The sequence below is a fragment of the Sphingomonas epibiotica genome, from assembly GCF_039615155.1.
Classification (GTDB): Bacteria; Pseudomonadota; Alphaproteobacteria; order Sphingomonadales; family Sphingomonadaceae; genus Sphingomonas.
The window spans coordinates 1-23186 of sequence record NZ_JBDGHY010000007.1; the positions used below are offsets into that span (position 1 = coordinate 1).

The window sequence follows — 23186 nt, forward strand, 5'->3', positions numbered from 1 at the left end:
GCAGCAGCGCACAATGCCCAACCCAGACGATGTCGGAAAACGCCTTGCCGCTCCGCGCATCGGCCCACTCGTCCGGATCAGCACCGCAGCACAGGGGCAAAGCACAGCATCACGTCCGCACCCCACCACCCCATAGCGAACTCGTCGCAACGCGTCTCGAGCACAAACATCGCAACGCAGCGCAGCGTTTCGGCAGCCGAACAGCGACCGCATCAGGCCTCACCGCGATTGTCGATGCTCTCAGCGGGTAGGTTCACCCGGCCGAACGACGACATCGCCACCCTTCATGACGAACGCGACATGCTCAAGGGTCCGCACGTCGGTCAGGGGGTCGCCATCCACGGCAATCAGATCGCCATACCGGCCCACTGCGATAGCGCCGACGTCGGTGGTGCGATCTAGCGCTTGCGCAGCGCTACTGGTCGACGATTGGATCGCTTCCATCGGGGTCATACCCCATTCGACCATCTTGGCGAATTGCAGCGCGTTGTTGCCATTGGGGTAGACGCCCGCGTCGGTCCCGAACAGCATCTTCACGCCCGCAGCATGCGCAGCGCGGAAGGTTTCGCGTTGCTTGCGACCGATCTGGCGTTCCTTTTCGAGGCTTTCGGCAAAGACGCCGTTCTTGGCCCCTTCGGCGAGGATATAATCGTCGTCGTAAATATCCATGACGAACCACGCGCCATGGTCCTTGGCGAGCTTGAACGAGGTCGCATCGGCGAGGCTGGCATGCTCGACCGTGTCGACGCCAGCGCGCAGGCCGGTATTGATACCCTCGGTACCGTGTGCGTGGATCGCGACCCGCATGCCCAGCATATGCGCTTCGTCGACGATCGCCTTGATCTCGTCATAGCGGAGCTGCTGCGCGCCGACCGAGTCGGTCTTCGACAGCACGCCCCCGGTCATGCACACTTTGATGACCTCAGCGCCATATTTGCGGACGGTCCGCACGGCCGCGCGGAAGCCGTCGGGCGAATTGGCGATCTGCGGCTGCGGGACGCTGACGGATGGCGGGAACTCGGTCGCGTCGCAATGGCCACCAGTCACGCCGAGCGCGTAGGTTGCAGGTACGATGCGGGGTCCGGGTATCTCGCCGCGATCGATCCCCTGTTTCAACCCGACATCGGCATAGTCGCTCGATCCGACGTTGCGCACGGTGGTGAACCCGGCATTCAGGGTCCGGCGGGCGTTGGCAACCCCGACGACCGTCCAGTAGCTGTCGGTGAATTCCAGCACCTTGTACCCGCTGAGGGTCGGGTCGCTGGTCAGATGGACGTGCATGTCGATCAACCCGGGCAGCAAGGTGCGCGCACCGAGATCGATCCGCTCCGCCCCCGCCGGAACCGGATCGCCGCGGCGGCCGACGGTGCGGATGCGACCGTCGACGATCGTCACCTGCGGATCGTCGACGCGCTTTCCCGACAGGACGTCGACCATATGCGCCGCGGTGACCACCACCGTTTTCGCTTCCGCGGGCGCTGCAATCAGAGCGAAAACCAGCGAAAGACAGGCTAGGGTGCGCATCAACGTTCTTTCGAAAGCGGTCAGAAGCGAGCGCCGGCGCGGATGCCGATCGTCCGGGGGGTGTTCGTCACGATGTAAGGCCGCTGATAGCAACTGCCGCACTGCTGAAAGCGCGACAATTGCGCGCGTTCGTCGAAGGCGTTCTGAAGATAAATTTCGAACGTATAGGTCTTCAGATCGAGCCCGACCGAGAAATTGGCGGTCGTGAATGCGGCCAGCCGGCCGGTAAGCAACGCCGGATTGACGATATCGCCGGTCCCGGTTTCGACGACGGCGGTGCGGATGTCGGACGACGCCGAACTTTGATGCGTTACCAACGCTTGCACATAGCCTTTGGCACTACCGATCGGGACCGTGTAGCGCGCATTCCCGCTGATCTTGAAACGCGGTGTGATCGGCAACCGGGTGCCGGTCGGCGCGGCGATGAAATTACCCTCACCGGCGCAGGTGAAGGTCGGATCGTCGATCGCGCAGAGGTTCCGCTTCGTCTTCGCATCGGTGTACGACCCCGCGGCAGTCAGCGCCAGCCCGCCGAGATAGGCGCTGATATCGCTTTCGATGCCACGGATACGGGCGTCGGGACCATTATGGATTTCGGTAAAACTGTTGGCGCCGAGGAACGAGAATTGGAATGCGTCCCAATTCTGCTGATAGACCGCACCATTCCAGCGCAACCGACCGTCGAGCAACGTCGTCTTCCACCCCGCCTCGTAATTGGTCAAGAAATCGGGTGCGTAGGGTGCAACCGTCGCGCGACGATTGATACCGCCGGGTCGGAAGCCTTTGGACCAGGTACCGTAGAATAACAGCCCGTCAGCCGGCTTCCAGCTTAGATTCAGACGATAGGTGACGCCCTGCCCATCGACGCTTCGCGGCGACAGCGAACGCCCATCGAACTGGGCGAGGTTCGTACAGGGGCTGCCGCTGACGGCGGCGGGAAACAATGTTCCGCCGGGGTTGTCACGCAACAGCGCGCCGGTCGTCGTATAGCATCCGGCGACGCCCGTCCGCGAACTACCCGCCGCATTATAGGGCGGACCGTCGAGGTCGCGACCGAAGCCGAAGAAGCCGATCAGCGAATTGTCGAAGATATAGGCACGCGCACCGGCGGTCAGTGTCAGCTTCGGCAACAGGTCGTAGCTGGCTTCTCCGAAAACGGCATAATCCTTGTCGACGCGATATTGCTCGGTCAGCCACAGCGTGCCGGGACGACCATTCACCGACAGATTGTCGGCAAGGCCGGCGACGCGATAATCTTGCCCGATGCGGTTGCTCTGCCTTTGATAAAAGGCACCCGCCACCAGCCGGAGCCGTTCGTCCTGCGGCGAAGCGATGCGAAGCTCCTGGCTCATCTTCCTGAAGTGGTCGGTGCCGATGATCCGCTGACGCGAATCGATCTGTTGCCCGGCATTGTTGAGGAAGTAGAAATAGCCCGCGATGCCGCCTACCGACGCGTAGAGCGAATCATACGCTTCGGCATAATCGGTATAGTCCGACGACTGCAGCGCGCGCCGATCGAAATAGGCGCCGGCATAGGTTAGGTCCCAATTGCCCAGCTTGCCTTCGATCGTCAGTGCCGCCTGCGCAAAACGGTCGCGGCGATATTCCGGGAAGAAATGCTGGACCTGAAGATCGCCGACCTTCGGATCATAGCCGAAGCTGCCGTGATTGCGCTGTTCCTGATAGAGAATGGTCGGCGTTACCGTCCAGCTATCGTCGAGATCGATCTTCAGCGCCGCGCGACCGCCCCAGATGTCGGCGTCGTTATAGTTCTTCTCGACGAACTCGGCATTGTCGACGGTGATGTCGCCGGTGAAGCTGCGGGTGCCGGGGACGTTGTCGATGAAGCCCGCGTCATGCTGATAGAAACCGACCACGCGCAGGGCCGCACTCTGTGACAGGGGAATGTTGAGCATCCCCTCCAGCCGGCCGCCCTGACCGCCCGATTTCACGGTGTTCGCCTCGCCATCGATCCGGCCGTAGAAGCCGCTGGTATCGGGCTTGTTGGTGATGATGCGGATCGTACCGGCTTCGGACGATGCGCCGTACAACGTCCCCTGCGGTCCGGCGAGGCTCTCGATACGGGCGACGTCGTAGATATGGATGTCGGGGGTGCCGCCGATCGTCGTCACCGGCTGTTCGTCGAGATAGACGCCGACGGAAGGGAGCGAGCCCGAATGATTGCCGTCGCCGCCACTGGCGACACCGCGCATATAGACGGTGGTGACCCCCGGCTGCGAACTCTGGAACGCGACCGACGGTAGCAGTTGCGAATAATCGGCGAAGCTGGTGACGTTCAGCTGATCGAGCCGGCGCGTCCCGATCGCCTGGATGCTGAGCGGTACCGTCTGGATGCTTTCGTCGCGCTTCTGCGCGGTGACGATGATCTCATCCTGCTCTGGTTCGCCAGCTGCCGCGTCTGCGGTCGGTGTCGAGGCCGGGCTGTCGGTTGACTGGGCAAGGGCCGCTGCGGACGTCAGCGCCGACGAAACAAGCAAAGCCGTTGCAAGCGTTCCACGACAGATCGACCGCATCAAAGCCCCCGTTGTAACATAAAGTTACGCAACGCTAACAAGCGGCTTCCGGACGTCAATATCACGCCATTTCCCACCATCATTTCGCAGGTGCAGCGTGACAGTTTTACCACGCTCGCGCGTACCGCTCAGTCGAACGGCGGTATCGCCGGGTAGGTGGTCAGCACCGGGCCGAGGCTGTCGCGCAGCGGCTCCAGCCAACGATCGAAGGGTTTCCACGCCTCCGTCCCGTCGCGATAGATCGGTCGGCGCACCTGTTCGGAACTGGCCGTGCGCACGGCGCGGCGCGTTTCGTGAAAGGCGAGGCAGGCCGGGTCCCAGTCGAGCCCACAGGCCGCAAGCAGGCGCCGCACCTCCCCCTCGGTATCGTCCACCATCTGCTCGTAAAAAACGCGGTGGACGCGTCCGGGAGCGACCCGGTCAACATGCGCCATCAACCGCACATAGTCGCGGTAGTAACGCCCCATATCGACAAGGTCGTAGCTGAAGGCCTGACCACGCGCGAAATGCTGTTTGTAGTTGGAGAAGCAGCAGCCGAGCGGATGGCGACGGGCATCGATGACACGCGCATTGGGCAGCATCAGCAAGATCAGCGGCAGGTGCGCCCAGTTGTTGGGCAGTTTGTCGATGAAGAAGGGCCGGTCGGATCGACGTTGCACCGCAGCACGGCGGAGATAGTCGTCGCCCATCGCGCGCAATCGTTCGCCATCCAGCGCCGACAACCCTCGTGGATACTCGGTGACGCTCCGCGCAAGGGCGGGTACGTCGGGCAGTTCTGACGTACCCTCCACCAAAGGATGGCTCGACAATATCTGTTCGATCAGCGTCGATCCGGCACGAGGCATGCCGAGGATGAAGATCGGATCCGAGGCCATCGATCCCATCCCCGCGCGCGCCGCGATCAGGGCGGTGTCGAAGGTTGCGATGCTGTCGTCGACAAAGCGCTCCGTCTCGTCGGCGTCATAGACGATGCGGGTGCGCCGTAGCCGGTTGCCCGCTTCATAATGCGCGAACGCTGCCTCGGCCCGGCGGCGGTCCTCGAACGCCTTTCCGAGCGCGAAATCGAGGTGGAAGCGATCCTCCACGCTGACATCGTCGCGGGCCAGCGCATCGGTCATCGCGGTGATATCGGCGTCGTCGAACGCGACGGTTTTAAGGTTCGCGAGGCTCCACCATGCCTCCCCGAGCGACGGCGTGATCGCGACTGCGCGGCGATAGGCGGCGACGCCGTCTGCCTGCCGCCCGACGGTCTTGAGCATATGGCCATAGCTCATCCACACGCGCGGCTGCTGCGGCGCATCGCGCAGCACGGTTTCGTACAGCGAAATCGCCTCTTCGAACCCGCCGATCCGGCCGAGCGCCGCCGCCTTCAGATTGGCGTGGCCGACATGATCGGGTTCCTCCTCGAGCAGCAGATCGAGTTCGGCGATCGCGTCCATCGGGCGATTGAGGCGGTACAATACGATCGCGAGATTGGCCCGCGCCGCATGAAAGGTCGGCGACAATTCCAGCGCCCGCCGCAGCAGCGTCTCGGCATCCTTGTAGCGCCCGATCCGACCGGCGAGTTCGGCGAGCATCCGGATGGCGCGCGCGTCGAACGGGTTGGCCTTCAGATGCTGACGCAGCAGCGGCTCGGCTTCGTTCAGACGATTGTCGTGCAGTGCCAGCGCAGCATCGACCAGACGGGGATGCCATCGGGGGTAGGGGGGCAATGGCTGCTGCGGCGTCATGCGTCGTAGAAACCATCATGCAACCTCTAGATCAAGGCGAGCGGTTCGGCGGAACCATATCGGCAGCCCGCTTCCGGACAATGCGACGATCCGGTCGTGCGCGCGTTCAGCGGCTGACAGGTCGCCAAAGGATGCCATTTGCCCCAATATCTTATCGCGCAGAGCGAATTACCGGACGAGCGCGAGGCGCGTCGACGCAGGACGGGGAAAAGCGCAGGCGAAACCTATGCGGCCACGCTTCGGCAGATGGCGCCGGATGCCGATGTGACCATCGTCGCACCCGCCGATGACGACGCGCCGATATTCTCGGAAGACGACTTCCGGACATTCGAAGGCGTGTTCCTCACCGGCTCGCCGATGCATGTTTATGACGAGACGCCCGAGGTTGCGCGGCAATTGGCGTTCATGCGCGCGGTGTTCGGGGCGGGCGTGCCGTCGTTCGGGTCGTGCGCCGGGCTGCAGATCGCGGTGGCGGCGGCGGGCGGGAAGGTCCGTCGGATGCCGCGGCGCATGGAGGCAGGCGTCGCCCGTAGCATCCTCGCGACCGAGGCCGGGCGGCACCATCCGCTTCTGGCCGGACGGGGGAGGGTTTGGGAGGCTGGGGCGATTCATGGCGATGAGGTTGAAGTCCTGCCGCCGGATGCTGTTCTGTTAGCGGGAAATTCTGTCACCGGCGTGCAGGCGGCGGAGATACGCTTTGCCGGTGGCGTGTTCTGGGGCGTGCAATATCACCCCGAATTGTCGCTGGAAGAGATTGCGGTCGCGCTGCGGGCGCAGGCGGAGGAACTGGTCGCGCAAGGGCTGGCGGCGGACGCGGGCGACGTCGCCGATCAGGCGGATCTGCTCGAACGGCTGCATGCCGATCCGGACCATGGCCCGACGCGGTGGAAGCTGGGCGTCGGCGACGAACTGGCAGTCGAGGCCAACCGGCGGCGCGAGATCGCCAATTTCCTTGCCCATCTCCCCATGCTGCGGAACAAGGTGGGATGAGATGCTTCTTCGACGATCGCCAGCTCGCCCATGCGCCCGGGCGGGAGTTCCACAATGGCGGTTGGGCGGTCCATGCCGAGACGCCGGGGCGCGCGCGGTCGATAGCGGGTGCGCTGGGACGATGGGAAGCGCCGCGCGACCATGGAGCGGAGCCGATCGCGGCGGTGCATGATGCACGCTATCTGGCGTTCCTGCGGACCGCGTGGGACGACTGGGTTCGGGAAGGGCGCGAGGGCGAGGCGATCGGCTATGCCTTTCCGGTGCGGCATCGGCGGGCGCTGGACCTCACGCGTATCGAAGCGCGGCTGGGCGCGTTCAGCATGGATGCCTCGACGCCGATCACCGCTGGAAGCTGGGACGCAGCCTATTGGGGTGCGCAATGCGCAGTCAGCGCCGTCGATGCGCTGGCGGAGGGGGCACGCAGCAGTTTCGCGCTGTGCCGGCCGCCGGGACATCACGCGGGTGCCGATTATCTGGGGGGCTATTGCTTCCTGAACAACGCCGCGATCGCGGCGCGGCGGGCGACGGCCAAAGGGCTAGGGCCAGTCGCGGTGCTGGACGTCGATTATCATCACGGCAATGGCACGCAGGACATTTTCCTCGGCGACGGCAGCGTGTTCTTCGCGTCGATCCATGCCGATCCGCGCACCGACTATCCCTTTTACTGGGGGCATGGCGACGAGCGGGGCGAGGGGGCCGGGGCGGGCGCTACGCTTAACCTGCCCTTGTCGCGAGGGACCGACTGGTCGGCATATCGCCCGGCATTGGCGCAGGCGCTGACGGCGATTGCGGAGTGGGGTGCCAAAACGCTGGTCGTGTCGTTCGGCGCCGATACCTATGCCCATGATCCGATTGCCGGTTTTGCGCTGGAGACCGGGGACTTCGCCGAAATGGGGCGGATGATCGGCGCGGCGGGGCTGCCGGCGGCGATCGTCATGGAGGGCGGCTATGCCGTCGAGGCGCTGGGGGCGAATGTCGCGGCGTTCCTGTCGGGCTTCGAAGGTGACGAAGGTGCCACGTAACGCCATTTGTCGGCAGTTCCGCAATCGATTGTTGTCAGCGCCGGCAAAGCTGGTATAGCGGGTGGCCAGGCTCGCGAAGACGGGCGTCAGCCATGAGGATGTCCGATGCGCGTACCCGCTTCCAAACCCCATTTGTCGCTCCCCCGCATCCTAGAGATGAATCTGGGCTTTCTCGGCCTGCAATTCTCGTTCGGGTTGCAGCAGGGGAATATGGCGCCGATCTACAGTTACCTCGGCGCGTCGGAGGCGACGATCCCGATGCTGCAACTGGCCGGACCGATGACCGGCCTGCTGGTACAGCCGTTGATTGGCGCGCTGAGCGACCGGACCGACAGTCGCTGGGGGCGGCGAACCCCCTATTTCCTGCTCGGCGCGGTGCTGTGCGCGCTGGGGCTGTTCTTCATGCCGCTCAGTTCATCGCTGTTGATGGCGGTGTCGCTGCTGTGGATCCTCGACGCCGGCAACAACATCACGATGGAGCCGTATCGTGCCTATGTCAGCGACCGGCTGAACGAGAACCAGCATCAGGTCGGGTTCCTGACGCAGAGCGCGTTTACCGGCGCGGCGCAGATGCTGGCGTTCCTGACCCCGTCGCTGCTGGTGTGGGCGGGGATGAACCAGGACTGGGTCGACGCCCACAACATCCCCTATACCGCGCGGATCGCGTTCATGGTTGGGGCGGTGCTGAGCTTCTCGACGATCCTGTGGTCGATCTGGCGCGTGCCCGAATTGCCGCTGGCCCCGGAAGAGCGCGCCCGCATTGCTGCCGAGCCGAAGGGGCTGGGCGCGATGTTGAAGGAGATCGGATCGGCGATCCGCGACATGCCGCTGGCGATGCGCAAGCTGGCGCTGATGAGCCTGTTCCAATGGTATGCGATGGCCGCCTATTGGGCGTACGTCATCTATTCGATCGGCCGGTCGGTCTATGGCACGGCCGAGGCAACATCGACGGGTTTCCATTCGGCGGTGCTGACCAATGGCGAGATGGCGGCATTCTATAACGGCGTCGCGTTCCTTGCCGCGTTCGCGATGGTGCCGCTGGCCAAGCGGATGGGCGCGGCCGGGCTGCACGCCATCTGCCTGATTCTCGCCGGGATCGGCATGGTCTGGCTGCCGCATGTCACCCAAAAATGGATGTTGTTCCTGCCCGCGATCGGCATCGGCATCGGCTGGGCCAGCATCATGGGCAACCCTTACGTGATCCTCGCCGGATCGATCCCGCCCGAGCGGACCGGGGTCTATATGGGCATCTTCAACATGATGATCGTCATCCCGATGCTGATCTTCTCGGGGACGATGTGGCTGTTCTACGACAGCCTGCTGGGCAGCGATCCGCGCAACGTGCTGACGCTGTGCGGGGTGCTGATGTTCGCGGCGGCGGCGGCGGTGTGGACGGTGCGTGAACGCAATGCGCAAGGGCTGCCGGTCGGCGCGACGCACAAGGCGGCGGCGTGACCATCGCACTGCACGGCGACGCGTCGAGCCTGATCCTCGAAGCGCAGCCGGATGCCGCGCCGCTGTGGCGATGGTGGGGGCCGCGGGTCGATGCCGACACGCTGCCGCCGCTGGCTGACACGCGACCGCAGGCGTCCTTCTCGCTCGATCGCGACCAGCCGCTGACGCTGGTGCCGAGCTATGGCACCGACTGGTTCGGACCGGCGGCGCTGCGCGCACATCGCGGGGGGCAGGCGTTCGCGCAATGGTTCGACGATGTCGCCATCGCCGAGGAGTCGGACCGCGTCACCGTCACGCTGACCGACCGGACTGCGCGGGTGACCGTCGTGCAGCGCATCGTGCTGGCCGGCGACGTGCTGACCCTGTCGGCGAGCGTCACCAATGACGGTGACGAGGTGCTCGACATCGAATGGCTGGCGGCGGGGACGCTGCCGCTGCCCGGCGACAGCGCCACGATCCGCAGCTTCACCGGGCGACACAATGCCGAGTTCGTGTGCAACGACGAGGCGATGCCGGCGCATGGCTGGGTCCGTGAGAACCGGCGCGGGCTGACCGGCCATGCCGGGCCGCCGGGGCTGTTCGTAGTCGGGCCGAATGCGGGCTGGCACCATGGCCGGGTGCATGGCGCGCAACTGGCATGGTCGGGCAATCACCGGCTGTCGATCGAGCGCGACGATGACGGGTTCTGGGTATTGCAGATGGGCGAGGCGCTGGCCCCGGGCGAGATCCGGCTGGCGCCGGGCGAGACCTATGCGACGCCGGAGATGCTGGCGACCTGTTCGACCGCCGGGTTGAACGGGGCCGTGCAGGCATTCCACGCCGCCGTCCGTGCGCGCGCGCCATGGGGCGGGGCGATGCGCCCGCGCCCGGTGCATGTGAATAGCTGGGAAGGTTTCTATTTCGACCATGACGAGGCGGCGCTGATGGCGCTAGCCGATCGGTCGGCGGGGCTGGGGGTCGAGCGGTTCGTGCTCGACGACGGCTGGTTCACCGGGCGCGGCGACGATACGGCCGCGCTGGGCGACTGGGTCGCCGATCCGGTGAAATATCCGCGCGGGTTGAAGCCGCTGGCCAAGCATGTCGTGTCACTCGGCATGGAGTTCGGGCTGTGGGTCGAACCCGAAATGGTCAATCCCGACAGCGACCTCGCGCGCGCGCATCCCGATTGGGCGTTGCAACTGGACGGGGTGCCGAAACTGACGTCGCGCAACCAGCTCGTGCTCGATCTGGGACGGGCGGAGGTTCGCAACTTTCTGTTCGACGCGATCGACGCGCTGCTGCGCGACCTGCCGATCGCCTATCTGAAATGGGATCATAACCGCGATCTGGCGCCGGCGGGCGATGCGCGGGGGCGGGCGGGCTATCATGCCCAAGTCGTCGGTGCCTATGCGCTGATCGACCGGTTGCGCGCGGCGCATCCGGCGGTCGAGATCGAGGCATGCGCCGGGGGCGGCGGGCGCAGCGATGCCGGCATCGCCACGCGGACGCACCGGATGTGGACCAGCGACTGTATCGACGCGGTCAGCCGGGTCGCGATGCAGCGCGGTTTTCTGCATTTCCTGCCGCCCGAGATGATGGGGTCGCATGTCGGCGCCAGCCCGGCGCATTCGACCGGGCGCAGCCAGAGCATGGCGTTCCGCGCCGCCGTGGCGCTGCCGGGTCATTTCGGGGTCGAGCTGGACCCGGCGGCGATCGCGCCGGCCGATGCGGTGACGCTGGCGACCGCGATCGAGCGCTACAAGGCGTTGCGCGACCGGCTGCACCATGGCCGGCTGTGGATGGGCGAGGGCGGCGACGGGCTGCTCTGGCAGATGCACGGGGTGCCGGGCGACCTGTTGCTGAGCGTGACGCAGGTGCAGCCGATGACGGTGCGCCACCCGCTGCCGCTGCCCGTCCCGCCCTTGGCCGGCACGGCGCGGGTGCGGGTGCGTCTGCTCAATCTTGCCACCGTGCCCGGTCACCCGCTGCCCGATGCGCCCGTCTTTGCCGCGATGCGCGGCGAGGGCGTGGTGCTCGACGGCGACTGGCTTGCCGCTGCCGGCCTGCCGATCCCGGCGATGAAGGCGGAGAGCGTCGCGCTGTTCGCCATCACCGCCGTCTGAACCCCTTTCCTGTCGAGAGCACTACCCATGACCATGCCCGCCCGCCGTTCCGCCGCCGATCAGCCGCTGCCGACCCATTGGAGCATCGATGCCGCGCGACAGGCCGCCGATCAGCCGGAACTGGCGCTGCCGGTCTTCTCGCTGGACGATCTGGTCCCGGTGGTGCCGGGGCATGATGTGTGGGACATGTGGCAGATCGCCTATGCCGATGGGCGGACGGCGTTCGTCGACGCGCGCAGTTTCTGGTTCTTTCTGATCACGCCGCAATTCGCCGATCCTGACGACCGGCACGATGCGGCGCGCATCCGGCTGACCAGCCATGGCGCCGATGGCTGGCGCGACCATGGCGATGCGTTTCCCGACGGGTTCACGCCGGGCAGCCGCGAATGGTCGGGATCGGCGGTGCTGGGCGAGGATGGCGAGACGCTGACCATGTATTTCACCGCATCGGGGCGGCGGGGGCAGGCGCGGACGTTCGAACAGCGCCTGTTCGAAAGCGTCGGGCGCTTTGCCGATGGCCGGGTCGGCGACTGGTCGGTGCCGGTCGAATCGATCGCCGCCGATGGCGCGACCTATCTACGCGCCGATCAGGCGGAAGCGATCGAAGGCCGGATCAAGGGATTTCGCGATCCGGGCTATTTCCGCGATCCCGCCGATGGCGCCGAATATCTGCTGTTCGTCGGATCGGCGGGCTGGGTCGACGACGTGCATGACGGGGTGATCGGCGTCGCGCGGCGCGATGCGGCGGATCAGCCGTGGCGGCTGGCCGCGCCGCTGCTCGAATCGATCGGGGTCAATAGCGAGCTGGAACGGCCGCATATCGTGCTGGTCGACGGGCGCTATTATCTGTTCTGGTCGACGCAGGCGAAGCGGTTCGTCGACGGGGCCGGGGCGCCGACCGGGCTGTACGGCGCGGTCGCGGACAGCATGGCCGGGCCGTGGGTGCCTCTCAACGGGTCGGGGCTGGTCGCGGGCAATCCGGCGGCCGAACCCTATCAGGCCTATTGCTGGTGGGTGACCGGCGAGTTGGACGTGATTAGCTTTGCCGATTCGGTGGGGCTGAACGGCGTGGAGCCGGCTGATGGCGCGACGCGGCGCAAGCATTTCGGCGGGACGGCGGCGCCGTGGTTCCGGCTGGTGCTCGACGGGGACAGGGCGCGCTGGACGATGTGAGGTCGTCTTGCTTTGGATGGCGTGGGGCGTCGCCGGTTGGGTCCGGCGGCGCCCTTTTTGTGTCCGGTTATGGGCCTTTTGCCAAATGCGTCGCCCCAGCGCAGGCTGGGGCCTCGCGCGGCTCCTGCTCCGTGCTGTCATTGGGAGATCCCAGCCTGCGCTGGGATGACGTTTGCGGCGTGGAGGCCGCCACGCGCCGCGCACAAAAAAAGGGCGGCCCGGCCGAAGCCGTGCCGCCCGTCAGGCTTGGGAGGGGGTTAGAAACGGTAGCGGATCGAGCCGGTGACGGTCCGACCATAAAGCGCGGTGTTGTTGAACACGGCGCTGGTCGACGACAGGACCGGGTTCAGGTTGCCACCGCCACGGAAGCCGAGCTTGTCGAACAGGTTGTTGACGTTCAGCCCCAGTTCGATCCGGTCGACCGGGCGCACGGTGACGAAGCCGTTGACGAAGGTCGAGCCCTTGATCGTGTAGAGGTTGAAATCGTCCGAGGGCGTGCTGGTCTGTCCGTTCACGCTGACGCCGAACGCGACCACGCCGGCGTCATAGGACGGCGAGATGACGTAGAGGAATTCGGGCAGGCCGCCGGGGCGGTTGCCGACCAGCGCCGCGGTCGCGCTGCTGACGATCTTCGAATTCGAATAGGTCGCATCGGCGGCGAGGTGGAAGTTGCCGTAGTTGAGGCGGCTGGAGAACTCGACGCCGAACGAGCGATAGCCGTTCGAGATGTTCGGGTCGTTGTTCGGGGCCGGATTGTTGATGCGGGTGAAGTCGTAGTTGTTTTCGGTGAGCGTCGAGCGGAAGCCGGTGATCTCGACGGTGTAGGACGCATCGCCCATCACGCTGCCGCGCTGCTTTAGGCCGATTTCCTGCTGGTTGAGGAAGTTGACCGAGGTCTGTTCCCCTTGCGCGTTGAGCGAGCCGTCGGCGTTAAAATTGCCCGACAGGACGCGACGATCGGCGTTGAAGCGGCCGCCGCGGCTGACGCGGGCGAAGGCGCTGGTATTGCCGCTAAAGGCATAGAGCGCACCGACCGACCAGCTGACATAGCTGTCGCTGTAATCGATATTCTCGACCGTCGGGTTGAGGACCAGCGACGGGAGGAGCGCCGATCCCAGTGCGTCGCTGGCGCGGACGGTCGGGCCGGCGACGCCGCCCTGTGCCGTGCCCTTGCCGCTGACATTGTCGTAGCGGACCGAGGCGTCGAGGTTCAGCCCGCCGGTTTCATAGCCGACCTGCAGGAACGGGGCGACGTCGGTGTAGCTGAGATCAACGCGACGGGCGCAGCAGCTGCCCCAATTGTCGTTGAACCCGGCCTGACCGGCAGCGGTCAACTGCGTGCCGATCGTCGAGAACAGGTCGAGCGGCGCCGCATTCTCACCGTTGATCTCGGCGAAGTTGCGGTTGACGTGCCAGTCCTGCTCGATGTTCTGCTTCATGACGAACACGCCGGTCGAGAAGGTCGCCTTGCCGCCGCCCAGATCGAACTTGCCGTTCAACGCGAGGTTGTTGGCGAAGTTGTTCATGTTCTTCATCAACGTGTTGATGTTCGGATTATTGTTGATGTAGGTCCCGGTGTAGAGCTGACCCTGGTTCGGACCCGCGGCATAGCGGACCGAACCGACGACCTGTCCGTTGACGGTCGACCCGATCACGCCGCCCGCACCGGTGCGCGTTGCGACATTGATGAACTGGGTCGTGAAGTTGCCGCTGATCCACTGATAGCGGATGACGTTGTCGAGCGTCAGATTGTCGGTCAGGTCGTAGTGGAACTGTGCGCCCAGACCGGTGACGCGCGGATGGATGCCCTGGATCTCCGCGCTGCGCAGCCCGCCGCCGTCATAGTCGAGATACTGGAAACGGCGGTTGTAGATCGAATAGGACGACCCGTCGCGCCCGTCGAAGGTCGGCAGCGGGGCGAAGCCGGTGACCTTGTTCCCGTCCAGCGTCGCGATCGACGGAGTGGTGGTGTTGGTCGGGGCCTGTTCGTCGAGGCGCTTGAAATACAGGCGGACGAAGCCGCGGCCGTCGGGCAGGTCCTTGGTGATGTTCGCCTTGATCTGATAGCCGCGCAGGATGTTGAAGCGTTCGTTGGTCAGGCCGCCGCCGTTGCGGGCATAGCCGCCGACATGGAAGCGCAGCGTATCGTTGATCGGCGCACCATAGTCGAAATCGACGCGGTGTTCGCGGAAGCCGATGCCGTTCGAATAGGCGACCTGGCCGCCGGCCTTGTCGCCGGTCTTGCTCAGATAGTTGATGACCGCGCCCGGCGCCTGGCTGGAGAAGGTCGAGGCCGAACCGCCGCGCACCGCTTCGACGCGCTGCACATTCTGGTCGAAGCGCAGCCAGTAATCGTTGTTGCCGAAGTTGATGTCGCCGAACAGGACGGTGGGCAGGCCGTCTTCCTGCAACGCCACATATTCCGAACCACCGGTCGACACCGGAATGCCGCGCACGCCGATATTCGCGTTACCGCCGGGGCCGGCGGTGTCGCTGGGCTGCAGGCCGGGGATGTTGCGCAACACTTCGGCTTCGGAGCGCGGCGTGAAATTGGTGATCGCGTCGTTGCTGAGCTGCGTGACCGAGATCGAGCTGCGGAAGCGCGAGCGTTCGCCGCTGCTGGCGGTGACGACGATTTCGTCGGTCGCCTCGGCCGGATCGGGGATCGCGCCGGGGGCTTCGCTGGTCGTCTGCGCCTGAGGCGCGCCGACCTGGGCGATGGCCGGCGATGCGACCAACAGAGCAATCGGCGACGAGCACGCAAGCAGAACCGGCAGTTTCATGGCAACCCTCCTGAACGGCCTCCCTGACGGGGCCTATGGCTGCTACATATACCCGCCGCAATCGTTTGCAAGCGGTAATGCAAAGGATTGTATTAACGGTTTGGGACTAAAGCGTGGTTGCGCCGATCTGTTGCAGAAATGCCGCATGCATCGGCATCGATCGCGCCATCGACTCGATCGCACCGGCCAGCCGATCGACGAAGCCGGCACTGTTGGTGGTGTCGAGCAACGGGTCGAGCGACACGGGATCGTTCAGCTGGCCAATATGCACCGCCAGCCAACTGGGCGGGCCGAACAGGTCCATGTCGCGCGCGACGAGACGCCCGCCATGGCGGAAATGCGCGATCTTGAGCGCGACCGTATCGGGCACCGCCATGTCCGCGCAGTCACGCCACAACGGCGCATCGTCGCGCGCGGTCAGCTTGTAATGCAGGATCAGGAAGTCGCGGATGCGTTCATATTCGGTGATCGCGACGCGGTTATACTCGTCGATCAGCAGCGGGTCGAAATCGCGCGTCGGGAAATAGGCGAGCAGCTTGGCGATGCCGGTCTGGATCAGGTGGATGCTGGTCGATTCGAGCGGCTCCATGAACCCGCTCGACAGCCCGATCGCGACGACGTTGCGGTTCCAGAAACGCCGCCGCCGCCCGGTGGTGAAGCGCAGGAAGCGCGGGTCGGCCAGCGCCTTCCCATCGAGGTTGGCCAGCAAGGTGGTCGCCGCTTCGTCGTCGGACAGATGGCGGCTGCAATAGACATAGCCATTGCCGGTGCGATGTTGCAGCGGGATGCGCCATTGCCAGCCCGCCGCATGCGCGGTCGATCGGGTAAAGGGGGTCAGGCCGTCGCCGCCGGTGACGCAGGGGACCGCCACCGCCCGGTCGCAGGGCAGCCAGTGCGTCCAGTCGTCATAGCCGGTCGCCAGTGCTCCCTCGATCAGCAGCCCGCGAAATCCCGAACAGTCGACAAACAGATCGGCGGCGAGGGTGCGACCGTCGTGCAGCGTGACGGACGCGACGTTGCCGCTATCCCCCGCCAGCGCGGCGTCGGCGACCTTGCCCTCGACCCGGACGACGCCGCGTGCCTCGGCATAGCGGCGCAGGAACGCGGCGTAGAGGCCGGCATCGAAATGATAGGCATAGTCGAAGGTCGAGGCGACGCTGCGCGGATCGGCCATCGGTCGGGCAAAGCGTCCGTGCTTGGCCGCGCCCCATGCCATCGACAGGTCGTCGAGCGGGACGGGCGATCCGACGGCACGCGCCGCCAGCCAATGCTGATGCACCGCGACCAGGTCGAATGGTTTGCCGAAGGTGCCGAACGGGTGGAAATAGCGATGCCCCCGCCGTGCCCAGTCGACGAATTCGATGCCTAGTTTGAAGCTGCCCTTCGTCTCGCGCAGGAATTGAGCTTCATCGATGCCGAGCGTGTCGTTGAACAGCTTGATCGGCGGAATCGTCGCCTCACCCACGCCGACCGTGCCGATTTCGTCCGATTCGATCAGCGAGATCGCGCAGCGTTTGCCAAGGGCGTGCGAGAGGGCCGCCGCGGTCATCCACCCCGCCGTGCCGCCGCCGACGATCAGGATCGAGCGAATTGCCGATTGCGGTTGGTCCACGCTGCACTCTCCATCGGTCCGCGTTTGCCGCGGTTCGGGGGAAGTTTAGTGGGGGTTGAGGTGGACTGCAATCGAGTGCGGTTGGTTGAGGGCGTTTGTCTGGCGGATAACGTCGCCCCGTGTCCCGTCCTTCGTAAAGTAATATGACGTGACGTTAGCCAATTCGTCCGTTCGTCCTGAGTAGCCATTGCGCGAAGTCGAAAGGGCGTATCGAAGGACCGCTGGTGGCAGATGCTTCGATACGGGTCTTCGACAAGCTCAGCCCCTACTCAGCACGAACGGTTCGGAATATTCGTCGCGCGCTGGCGGCAGCAGTAGCGGGGCCCCGGGTCGAGCCCGGGGCGACGCAAGTGCAGAAGAACCGCCTACTTCCCCTTCGGCGCCAGCGCCTGCCGGATCGGTTCGACCCATTGGCCCTTGTCGATGTCGTACACCACGAAATCGCTGTCGAACTGCCAATAGGCCCAGGGGAAGGCATGCGCCTCCGCCTCGCGGCGGACGGCGGTGGTGTAGCGGACGCGGGCCTCCATCGGGATGCCGCTTTTGTCATAGGCGCCGAATTCGCCGAGCAGGATCGGGCGGTTATTCGCCTTCGACCATGCAGCGACCTTGTCGTAATCGGCCCTAATCCGGGCTTCGTCGGCAGCGGTGAAGGGGACGCCGCTGACCTTGGCCATATCCTCAGCCCATGGCGCGCCCTGATGGGTGAACCGGAAGGGTTCGTAGGAATGGAACGTCACGATGATGTTCCGGTCGTCCTTCGGCAGGTCGAGCGTCGGCAGTTCTTCCAGATTGTTCCAGCGCGTGGGGCCGATAACGAGCGTCCGGTTCGGATTGGTCGCGCGCACGACCGGAATCAGTCGGCCAAGCATTGCATTCCACCGCGCGGCGTCGAGGGGCGCGTGCGGTTCGTTGAGCAGTTCGAACAAGACGGTGGTCGGGGCACCCCGATAGCGCTCGCCGATCTGTTGCCAGAAGGCGATCAGTTTCGGTTCGCAGGCATCGGGCGCTGCCGAACAGCGATTAAAGTCATGTTCGTCGAGGATGACGGTCAGGCCGGCGGCAGTGGCCTCCTTCACCACCCGGTCGAGCGTTGCGAGCCATTGCGGATCCAGCCGGTTCTGCGCGTCCATATGCTCGAACGCCTGCAACACCACGCGGACGAAATCGAAGCCGCCCTGTTTGATGATCGTGAAATGCTTTGTCTGGAACCGCGCCTTGGCCGGGTCGCGCCAGAGCGGGTCGTAGCCGATGATGTTGACGCCGCGCTTCAGCTTCGCTGCCGCCTGCCATGCCGGTTCCGGGGTCTGGGCGGGGGCAGCCGACAACGGTGTCACGATCAGCGCGGCGGCGAAAAGGGCGAGCAATTTTAAGCGCATACGGGGTTCTTTCGGACGGAGCGGACGCGCGAGGCTATCGCGGTCTGCGCCGCCGTTCAATCGCGCTCAGCGCCGCCGCTTGGCTCCATCGAGCGCCGAGAGCACGCCGCGCATGGTGCGCACTTCCTGCGACGTCCAGCCGGGCTTGGTCAGCAGCGTGCGCAGCGTCCGGCGCGATGTGGCGGCGCGTTCGGGCGGGAAGAAGAAGCGTGCCGCCTCCAGCATGTCGTCCAACTGGCCGATCATGCCCTCCAACTCCTCGTGCGGGGCGGGTTCGCCGAGGTCGACGACCGGCGGGCTGGCGAGCTCCTGCCCCTTCGACCATTCATAGGCGACGAGGATCACCGCCTGCGCGAGGTTGAGCGAGCCGAATTCGGGGTTGATCGGCACGGTCAGGATCGTGCGGGCGAGGGCCACGTCGTCGGTTTCGAGGCCCGAGCGTTCGGGGCCGAACAAGATCGCCGAGCGACCGGCTTCGGCACGGATCGCCTGCGCGGCGGCTTCGGGGGTGACGACCGGCTTGGTGATGCCGCGCTTGCGGACGGTGGTGGCGTAAACATGCGCGCAGTCGGCGACGGCATCGGCAACGCTGTCGTAGACGGTGGCGTCGCGCAGGACGCTGTCGGCACCGCTGGCGGCGGGGCCGGCTTCGGGATTGGGCCAGCCGTCGCGCGGGGCGACGAGGCGCATTTCGGTGAGGCCGAAGTTCAGCATGGCGCGCGCGGCCTTGCCGATATTCTGGCCGAGTTGGGGGCGGACGAGGACGATGACGGGGGCGCCGCTCTCATTCCGTTCGGTTCGAGCAGGATCGAGCTTGTCGAGATCCGCCCGTCGAGAACTCGCCGCCGTGGACACGGTCGACCAGTCGCCGCGGAACAGTCCTTCCTTCTTCTTCTTCGACCAGTCCTTGACCTGCGCTTCACGATCCAGCGCTTCGGTGCGGCTTTGGAAGGTTTCGCTCCACATCAGTTCGATCGGCAGGCGATCGGCGGTGTAGCCGGGGATCGCACCCGATTGATGCTCGGCGATGCGGCGGTCGAGGTCGTCGGTGTGGCCGGTATAGTAGGTGCCGTCCGAGCATTTCAGGATGTAGACGTGGAACATGGGAGGCCTTCTCGGGCGGGTTTCAGCCACGTTCGATACTGGGCGAACCGGATCGGGGGAAGGGGGTGCCCCGAACGACTGCGTTCTCGACGGACGCTTCTCGACAGGCTCGAAGCTGCTCGAACCGAACGGGGTGGGGGGAAGGGGCCTTACCCCTTCGCCGCGTCCCCGACCGTGCCGGCAAATTCCTCGAAATCCTTCGCTTCGCGGAAGTCCTTGTAGACGCTGGCGAAGCGGATGTAGGCGACTGGATCAAGGCCCTGCAGCCCCTCCATCACCAGTTCGCCGATCCTGCCCGAGGGAATTTCGCTGTCGCCGGTGGTTTCCAGCTGGCGCTGAATGCCCGAGACGAGGCGTTCGACCTGCGCGGGCGTGATCGGGCGTTTGCGGCAGGCGGTGGCGACCGAGCGGAGCAGCTTGTCGCGGTCGAACGGCTGGCGACGGTCGCCGGACTTCACGACGGTCAGGTCGCGCAGCTGGATGCGCTCGAACGTCGTGAAGCGCGCGCCGCAGCCGGTGCATTGCCGCCGCCGACGGATCGCCGCACCGTCGTCGCTGGGGCGGCTGTCCTTTACCTGGCTGTCGTCATGGGCGCAGAACGGGCAGCGCATTTGTCATCCTGTCAAACCACCCGCGCCACCCGGTAGCGGCGCGGGCGGGGCGCGTCAGTAGCGCGGCTTCTTGTTCGCCTTGTACCAGGCATAGCCCGCACCGGCGGCGGCGCCGATCAGCGGGCCGACGAACGGCACCGGAATGGCGACGACCGCGCCCAGCGCGCCCCATTTCGCCATGCTCTTGCCGACCGATTTGTCCTTCACCATGCGACCTCCTTACAGACCCGGATAGATCAGGAACCGCTCACACAGCGCCCGAACACGAGCCTTAACGTCCGCCTCGACCTGCGGGTCCCCGGCCTCGCCCTTGGCGCGCAGGCCGTCGAGCACGTCGGCGACCATATGGCCGATCTCGGTGAACTCGGCCTTGCCGAAGCCGCGGGTGGTGCCGGCGGGCGACCCGACGCGGATGCCGCTGGTCTTGACCGGGGGGAGGGGATCGAACGGGATGCCGTTCTTGTTGCAGGTGATCGCGGCGCGCTCCAGCGCCTCGTCGGCGTCCTTGCCGGTAACGCCGAGCGGCGTGAGGTCGATCAGCGCCAGATGCGTGTCGGTGCCGCCGGCAACGACGTTCGCGCCGCGATCCTTCAGTGTGGCGGCCAGCGTCTGCGCGTTTTCGACGACGGCGCGGATATAGTCCTTGAACTCGGGGCGCAGCGCTTCGCCGAACGCGACCGCCTTGGCGGCGATGACGTGCATCAGCGGGCCGCCCTGAAGGCCGGGGAAGACCGCCGAGTTGATCTTCTTCGCGATGGCTTCGTCGTTGGTCAGCACCATGCCGCCACGGGGACCGCGCAGCGTCTTGTGCGTGGTGGTGGTGACGACATCGGCATGGCCGAACGGGGTGGGGTGCAGGCCGGCGGCGACGATGCCGGCGAAATGCGCCATGTCGACCATGAACTTCGCGCCGACTTCATCGGCGATCGCGCGGAACTTGGCGAAATCGATATGGCGCGGATAGGCCGAGCCGCCGGCGATGATCAGCGTTGGGCGGTGTTCACGCGCGAGGGCCGCGACCTGATCGTAATCGATCAGGTGCGTTTCGCGGTCGACGCCGTACTGGACCGCGTTGAACCACTTGCCCGACATTGCCGCCTTGGCACCGTGCGTCAGGTGACCGCCGGCGTCGAGGCTCATGCCCATGATCGTGTCGCCGGGCTTGGTCAGCGCCAGCATCACCGCACCGTTCGCCTGCGCGCCCGAATGCGGCTGGACGTTGACGAAGCCGCAGCCGAACAGCTGCTTGGCGCGGTCGATCGCCAGCTGCTCGACCTCGTCCGAGGGATGGCAGCCTTGATAGTAACGCTTGCCGGGATAGCCCTCGGCGTACTTGTTCGTGAAGACCGAGCCCTGTGCCTGCAACACCGCCTTCGACACGATGTTTTCCGATGCGATCAGCTCGATCTGGTAGCGTTCGCGCTCCAGTTCGTGGGTGACGCCCGCGAACACGGCGGGATCGGCATCGGCAAGGCTGGTTTCGAAGAAACCGTCGGGGCGGAACTGGTCGGTCATGGGGCGCGGCTCCCGCTGAGAAAGAGGTCGCGCGCGCTTTACTGCCCACGTCACATAATTGCCACCCGGGGAATCGGGTTTTCAGGCGGGCGGATTGCCGAGCTTGTCGACGCGGCGCTGGTGGCGGTCGCCGCCGAACGGGGTGGTGAGGAAGGCGGTCAGGCACGCCTTCGCCATTTCGCTGCCGATCATCCGCGCGCCCATCGCGATGACGTTGGCGTCATTATGTTCGCGAGCGAGCGAGGCCGACAACGGCTCCGATACCAGCGCGCAGCGGCATGACGCGACGCGATTGACCGCGATCGAGATGCCGATGCCCGATCCGCACAGCGCGACGCCAAAATCAGCGTTCTTGCCGCTAACTGCTTGTGCCAGCTTGTAACCATAGTCGGGATAGTCGACGCTTGCCGCTTCTGTGGGGCCGAGATCGGCGACTTCGTGCCCCTGGTCTTGCAACCAAGTGGCGAGTTCTGCCTTGAGCCCTAGGGCGGCGTGGTCGGATGCGATTGCGATACGGGCCATGCGTCGCTTCTAGCCGTCGGGATCGCCGGGCGCTAGGCTGAGGTCAACGATATAGGCGAAGGGGATGGCAAGGATGCGTGGAACGATCATCGTCGCGGCGCTTGCGTTGAGCGCATGCGGCGCATCCGAACGGCGCAGCGAAGGAGCCGCGACCCAGGCCGCGATCGAGAACAGTGCCGCCACGCCGCTGCCCGCGCCCAAGGCGCCGACCCCGCCGGTCACGCCCACCCCGACACCGACGCCCAGCGCCACGGCGACGCCGGGTGCGAACCATTATCTGGGGCGCTGGACGGGCGTCGAAGGGATGTATCTGGTCGTCAGCGATCCGGCGCAGGGCGATGTGAAGCTGGAGATGCAGTACGACCTCGACAACAAGGGCGCGTTCGTCGGGACGGTGACGCCCGAGGGTATCCGGTTCCAGCGGAACGGCGAGACGTTGACGCTGCGGCCGGGGGGCGGCGATGCGACCGGGCTGAAATGGCTGGCGGGCAAGCAGGACTGTCTGATCGTCAAGCAGGGCGAGGGATATTGCCGTGGCTGACGCAATCGATCCGGTACCCGTCGTCCGCCCGCCGATCGCGGCGCTGCTGCTGGGCTATGCCGGGTTGTTGCCGCCGATCGTCGCGGTCGCGGTCCGGCTGATCGATCCGGCCAAGGGCGGGATGATGCTGGCGCTCGCGCTGTTCTATGCGGCGCTGATCCTGAGCTTTCTGGGCGGCATGTGGTGGGGCGCGGTGTCGGCGCGGGTGACCGGCGCGGCGTTGACGCTGTGGCTGGCGATCGCCGTAGTGCCCAGCCTGGTCGCGCTGGCGGCGGGGGCGGTGCTGTTCGCGTCGGTGCTGTCGGCGGCGGCGATCGTCGCGGCCGGACTGCTGGGATCGCTGCTGGTCGACATGGCGCTCGTCCGGGCCGGGCATGTGCCGCCATGGTGGATGAAACTGCGGATGCCGTTGTCAGTGGGGCTGGCGGCATTGACGCTGCTCACCGGGTTGCTCGCCCAGCCGTGACGCGGGCAAAAGAACCATATTGCCGGTTTCTGAACTATCTCTGTCTTTCCCCGGTAAACTACTGATTGCAAAACGCAATCAACGCAGTATCTGCATGATTCATGCGGATAGGTTTCGATCATG

Annotated in this window: 18 protein-coding genes; 7 read left to right on the plus strand and 11 right to left on the minus strand. The window is 65.6% G+C overall.

The genetic code is table 11. The features are described 5' to 3' along the window. Window positions 1-240: 240 nt before the first annotated feature. From AAIO73_RS14280 to AAIO73_RS14290, 3 genes are all read right to left on the minus strand, one after another. On the minus strand, window positions 241-1524 hold the full coding sequence (locus tag AAIO73_RS14280) for a Xaa-Pro dipeptidase (protein WP_345878876.1): 1284 nt from the start codon (window positions 1522-1524) through the stop codon (window positions 241-243). 20 nt (window positions 1525-1544) lie between these two features. Continuing rightward, the gene (locus AAIO73_RS14285) at window positions 1545-4058 is read right to left on the minus strand and encodes a TonB-dependent receptor (protein WP_345878877.1); all 2514 of its coding nucleotides are present in this window, start codon (window positions 4056-4058) and stop codon (window positions 1545-1547) included. A gap of 128 nt (window positions 4059-4186) precedes the next feature. After that, window positions 4187-5788: a tetratricopeptide repeat-containing sulfotransferase family protein gene (locus AAIO73_RS14290; RefSeq protein ID WP_345878878.1), complete on the minus strand. Its 1602-nt coding sequence runs from the start codon at window positions 5786-5788 to the stop codon at window positions 4187-4189. Window positions 5789-5926: 138 nt separating this feature from the next. Here AAIO73_RS14290 and AAIO73_RS14295 point away from each other — a divergent pair, with 138 nt between their 5' ends. From AAIO73_RS14295 to AAIO73_RS14315, 5 genes are all read left to right on the plus strand, one after another. After that, window positions 5927-6778 carry a type 1 glutamine amidotransferase gene (locus tag AAIO73_RS14295; protein ID WP_345878879.1) on the plus strand — a complete coding sequence of 284 codons (852 nt, stop codon included), beginning with the start codon at window positions 5927-5929 and terminating at the stop codon, window positions 6776-6778. After that, window positions 6775-7800, plus strand: a complete 1026-nt coding sequence (locus AAIO73_RS14300; RefSeq protein ID WP_345878880.1) for a histone deacetylase family protein — start codon at window positions 6775-6777, stop codon at window positions 7798-7800. The genes AAIO73_RS14295 and AAIO73_RS14300 overlap by 4 nt, the downstream gene beginning before the upstream one ends. Before the next feature lie 105 nt (window positions 7801-7905). Then, on the plus strand, window positions 7906-9255 hold the full coding sequence (locus AAIO73_RS14305) for an MFS transporter (protein ID WP_345878881.1): 1350 nt from the start codon (window positions 7906-7908) through the stop codon (window positions 9253-9255). Then, on the plus strand, window positions 9252-11357 hold the full coding sequence (locus AAIO73_RS14310; RefSeq protein WP_345878882.1) for an alpha-galactosidase: 2106 nt from the start codon (window positions 9252-9254) through the stop codon (window positions 11355-11357). Before AAIO73_RS14305 ends, AAIO73_RS14310 begins: the two co-directional genes overlap by 4 nt. 27 nt (window positions 11358-11384) lie before the next feature. Continuing rightward, complete coding sequence (locus tag AAIO73_RS14315; RefSeq protein WP_345878883.1) at window positions 11385-12530, plus strand: glycoside hydrolase family 68 protein; 1146 nt, start codon at window positions 11385-11387, stop codon at window positions 12528-12530. Between the two features lie 257 nt (window positions 12531-12787). Here AAIO73_RS14315 and AAIO73_RS14320 read toward each other — a convergent pair whose 3' ends face one another. The 8 genes from AAIO73_RS14320 to rpiB form a co-directional block, all read right to left on the minus strand. After that, window positions 12788-15313 carry a TonB-dependent receptor domain-containing protein gene (locus AAIO73_RS14320; protein WP_345878884.1) on the minus strand — a complete coding sequence of 842 codons (2526 nt, stop codon included), beginning with the start codon at window positions 15311-15313 and terminating at the stop codon, window positions 12788-12790. A 106-nt stretch (window positions 15314-15419) separates the two neighbouring features. Further along, on the minus strand, window positions 15420-16862 hold the full coding sequence (locus AAIO73_RS14325; protein WP_526023814.1) for an NAD(P)/FAD-dependent oxidoreductase: 1443 nt from the start codon (window positions 16860-16862) through the stop codon (window positions 15420-15422). Between the two features lie 428 nt (window positions 16863-17290). Next, window positions 17291-18304 carry a glycoside hydrolase family 5 protein gene (locus tag AAIO73_RS14330; RefSeq protein WP_345878886.1) on the minus strand — a complete coding sequence of 338 codons (1014 nt, stop codon included), beginning with the start codon at window positions 18302-18304 and terminating at the stop codon, window positions 17291-17293. Window positions 18305-18370: 66 nt separating this feature from the next. Further along, window positions 18371-19408: a TrmH family RNA methyltransferase gene (locus AAIO73_RS14335; protein ID WP_345878887.1), complete on the minus strand. Its 1038-nt coding sequence runs from the start codon at window positions 19406-19408 to the stop codon at window positions 18371-18373. A gap of 149 nt (window positions 19409-19557) precedes the next feature. Beyond that, a complete protein-coding gene (nrdR, locus tag AAIO73_RS14340; protein ID WP_345878888.1) occupies window positions 19558-20019 on the minus strand; it encodes a transcriptional regulator NrdR in 462 nt (153 codons plus the stop codon). Between the two features lie 54 nt (window positions 20020-20073). Continuing rightward, entirely contained in the window at window positions 20074-20229 is a 156-nt protein-coding gene (locus AAIO73_RS14345) for a hypothetical protein (protein WP_345878889.1), read from the minus strand. A gap of 9 nt (window positions 20230-20238) precedes the next feature. Beyond that, a complete protein-coding gene (glyA, locus tag AAIO73_RS14350; RefSeq protein WP_345878890.1) occupies window positions 20239-21534 on the minus strand; it encodes a serine hydroxymethyltransferase in 1296 nt (431 codons plus the stop codon). 81 nt (window positions 21535-21615) lie between these two features. Next, the gene (rpiB, locus tag AAIO73_RS14355; protein WP_345878891.1) at window positions 21616-22056 is read right to left on the minus strand and encodes a ribose 5-phosphate isomerase B; all 441 of its coding nucleotides are present in this window, start codon (window positions 22054-22056) and stop codon (window positions 21616-21618) included. Window positions 22057-22129: 73 nt separating this feature from the next. On the opposite strand from rpiB, the gene AAIO73_RS14360 reads away from it, so the two are divergent. Beyond that, window positions 22130-22597, plus strand: coding sequence for a hypothetical protein (locus AAIO73_RS14360; RefSeq protein ID WP_345878892.1), 468 nt, complete (start codon window positions 22130-22132; stop codon window positions 22595-22597). Continuing rightward, window positions 22590-23063: a DUF3429 domain-containing protein gene (locus AAIO73_RS14365; protein ID WP_345878893.1), complete on the plus strand. Its 474-nt coding sequence runs from the start codon at window positions 22590-22592 to the stop codon at window positions 23061-23063. Before AAIO73_RS14360 ends, AAIO73_RS14365 begins: the two co-directional genes overlap by 8 nt. Window positions 23064-23186 lie beyond the last annotated feature (123 nt).

Excerpts from the sequence above, each read along its gene's own strand:
- AAIO73_RS14360 (WP_345878892.1), top strand. The coding sequence starts at position 22,130 with ATGCGTGGAACGATCATCGTCGCGGCGCTTGCGTTGAGCGCATGCGGC.
- AAIO73_RS14320 (WP_345878884.1), bottom strand. The coding sequence starts at position 15,313 with ATGAAACTGCCGGTTCTGCTTGCGTGCTCGTCGCCGATTGCTCTGTTG.
- AAIO73_RS14315 (WP_345878883.1), top strand. The coding sequence starts at position 11,385 with ATGACCATGCCCGCCCGCCGTTCCGCCGCCGATCAGCCGCTGCCGACC.
- rpiB (WP_345878891.1), bottom strand. The coding sequence starts at position 22,056 with ATGGCCCGTATCGCAATCGCATCCGACCACGCCGCCCTAGGGCTCAAG.
- glyA (WP_345878890.1), bottom strand. The coding sequence starts at position 21,534 with ATGACCGACCAGTTCCGCCCCGACGGTTTCTTCGAAACCAGCCTTGCC.
- AAIO73_RS14300 (WP_345878880.1), top strand. The coding sequence starts at position 6,775 with ATGAGATGCTTCTTCGACGATCGCCAGCTCGCCCATGCGCCCGGGCGG.
- AAIO73_RS14305 (WP_345878881.1), top strand. The coding sequence starts at position 7,906 with ATGCGCGTACCCGCTTCCAAACCCCATTTGTCGCTCCCCCGCATCCTA.
- nrdR (WP_345878888.1), bottom strand. The coding sequence starts at position 20,019 with ATGCGCTGCCCGTTCTGCGCCCATGACGACAGCCAGGTAAAGGACAGC.
- AAIO73_RS14280 (WP_345878876.1), bottom strand. The coding sequence starts at position 1,524 with ATGCGCACCCTAGCCTGTCTTTCGCTGGTTTTCGCTCTGATTGCAGCG.
- AAIO73_RS14330 (WP_345878886.1), bottom strand. The coding sequence starts at position 18,304 with ATGCGCTTAAAATTGCTCGCCCTTTTCGCCGCCGCGCTGATCGTGACA.
- AAIO73_RS14345 (WP_345878889.1), bottom strand. The coding sequence starts at position 20,229 with ATGGTGAAGGACAAATCGGTCGGCAAGAGCATGGCGAAATGGGGCGCG.
- AAIO73_RS14325 (WP_526023814.1), bottom strand. The coding sequence starts at position 16,862 with ATGACCGCGGCGGCCCTCTCGCACGCCCTTGGCAAACGCTGCGCGATC.
- AAIO73_RS14290 (WP_345878878.1), bottom strand. The coding sequence starts at position 5,788 with ATGACGCCGCAGCAGCCATTGCCCCCCTACCCCCGATGGCATCCCCGT.
- AAIO73_RS14285 (WP_345878877.1), bottom strand. The coding sequence starts at position 4,058 with ATGCGGTCGATCTGTCGTGGAACGCTTGCAACGGCTTTGCTTGTTTCG.
- AAIO73_RS14335 (WP_345878887.1), bottom strand. The coding sequence starts at position 19,408 with ATGTTCCACGTCTACATCCTGAAATGCTCGGACGGCACCTACTATACC.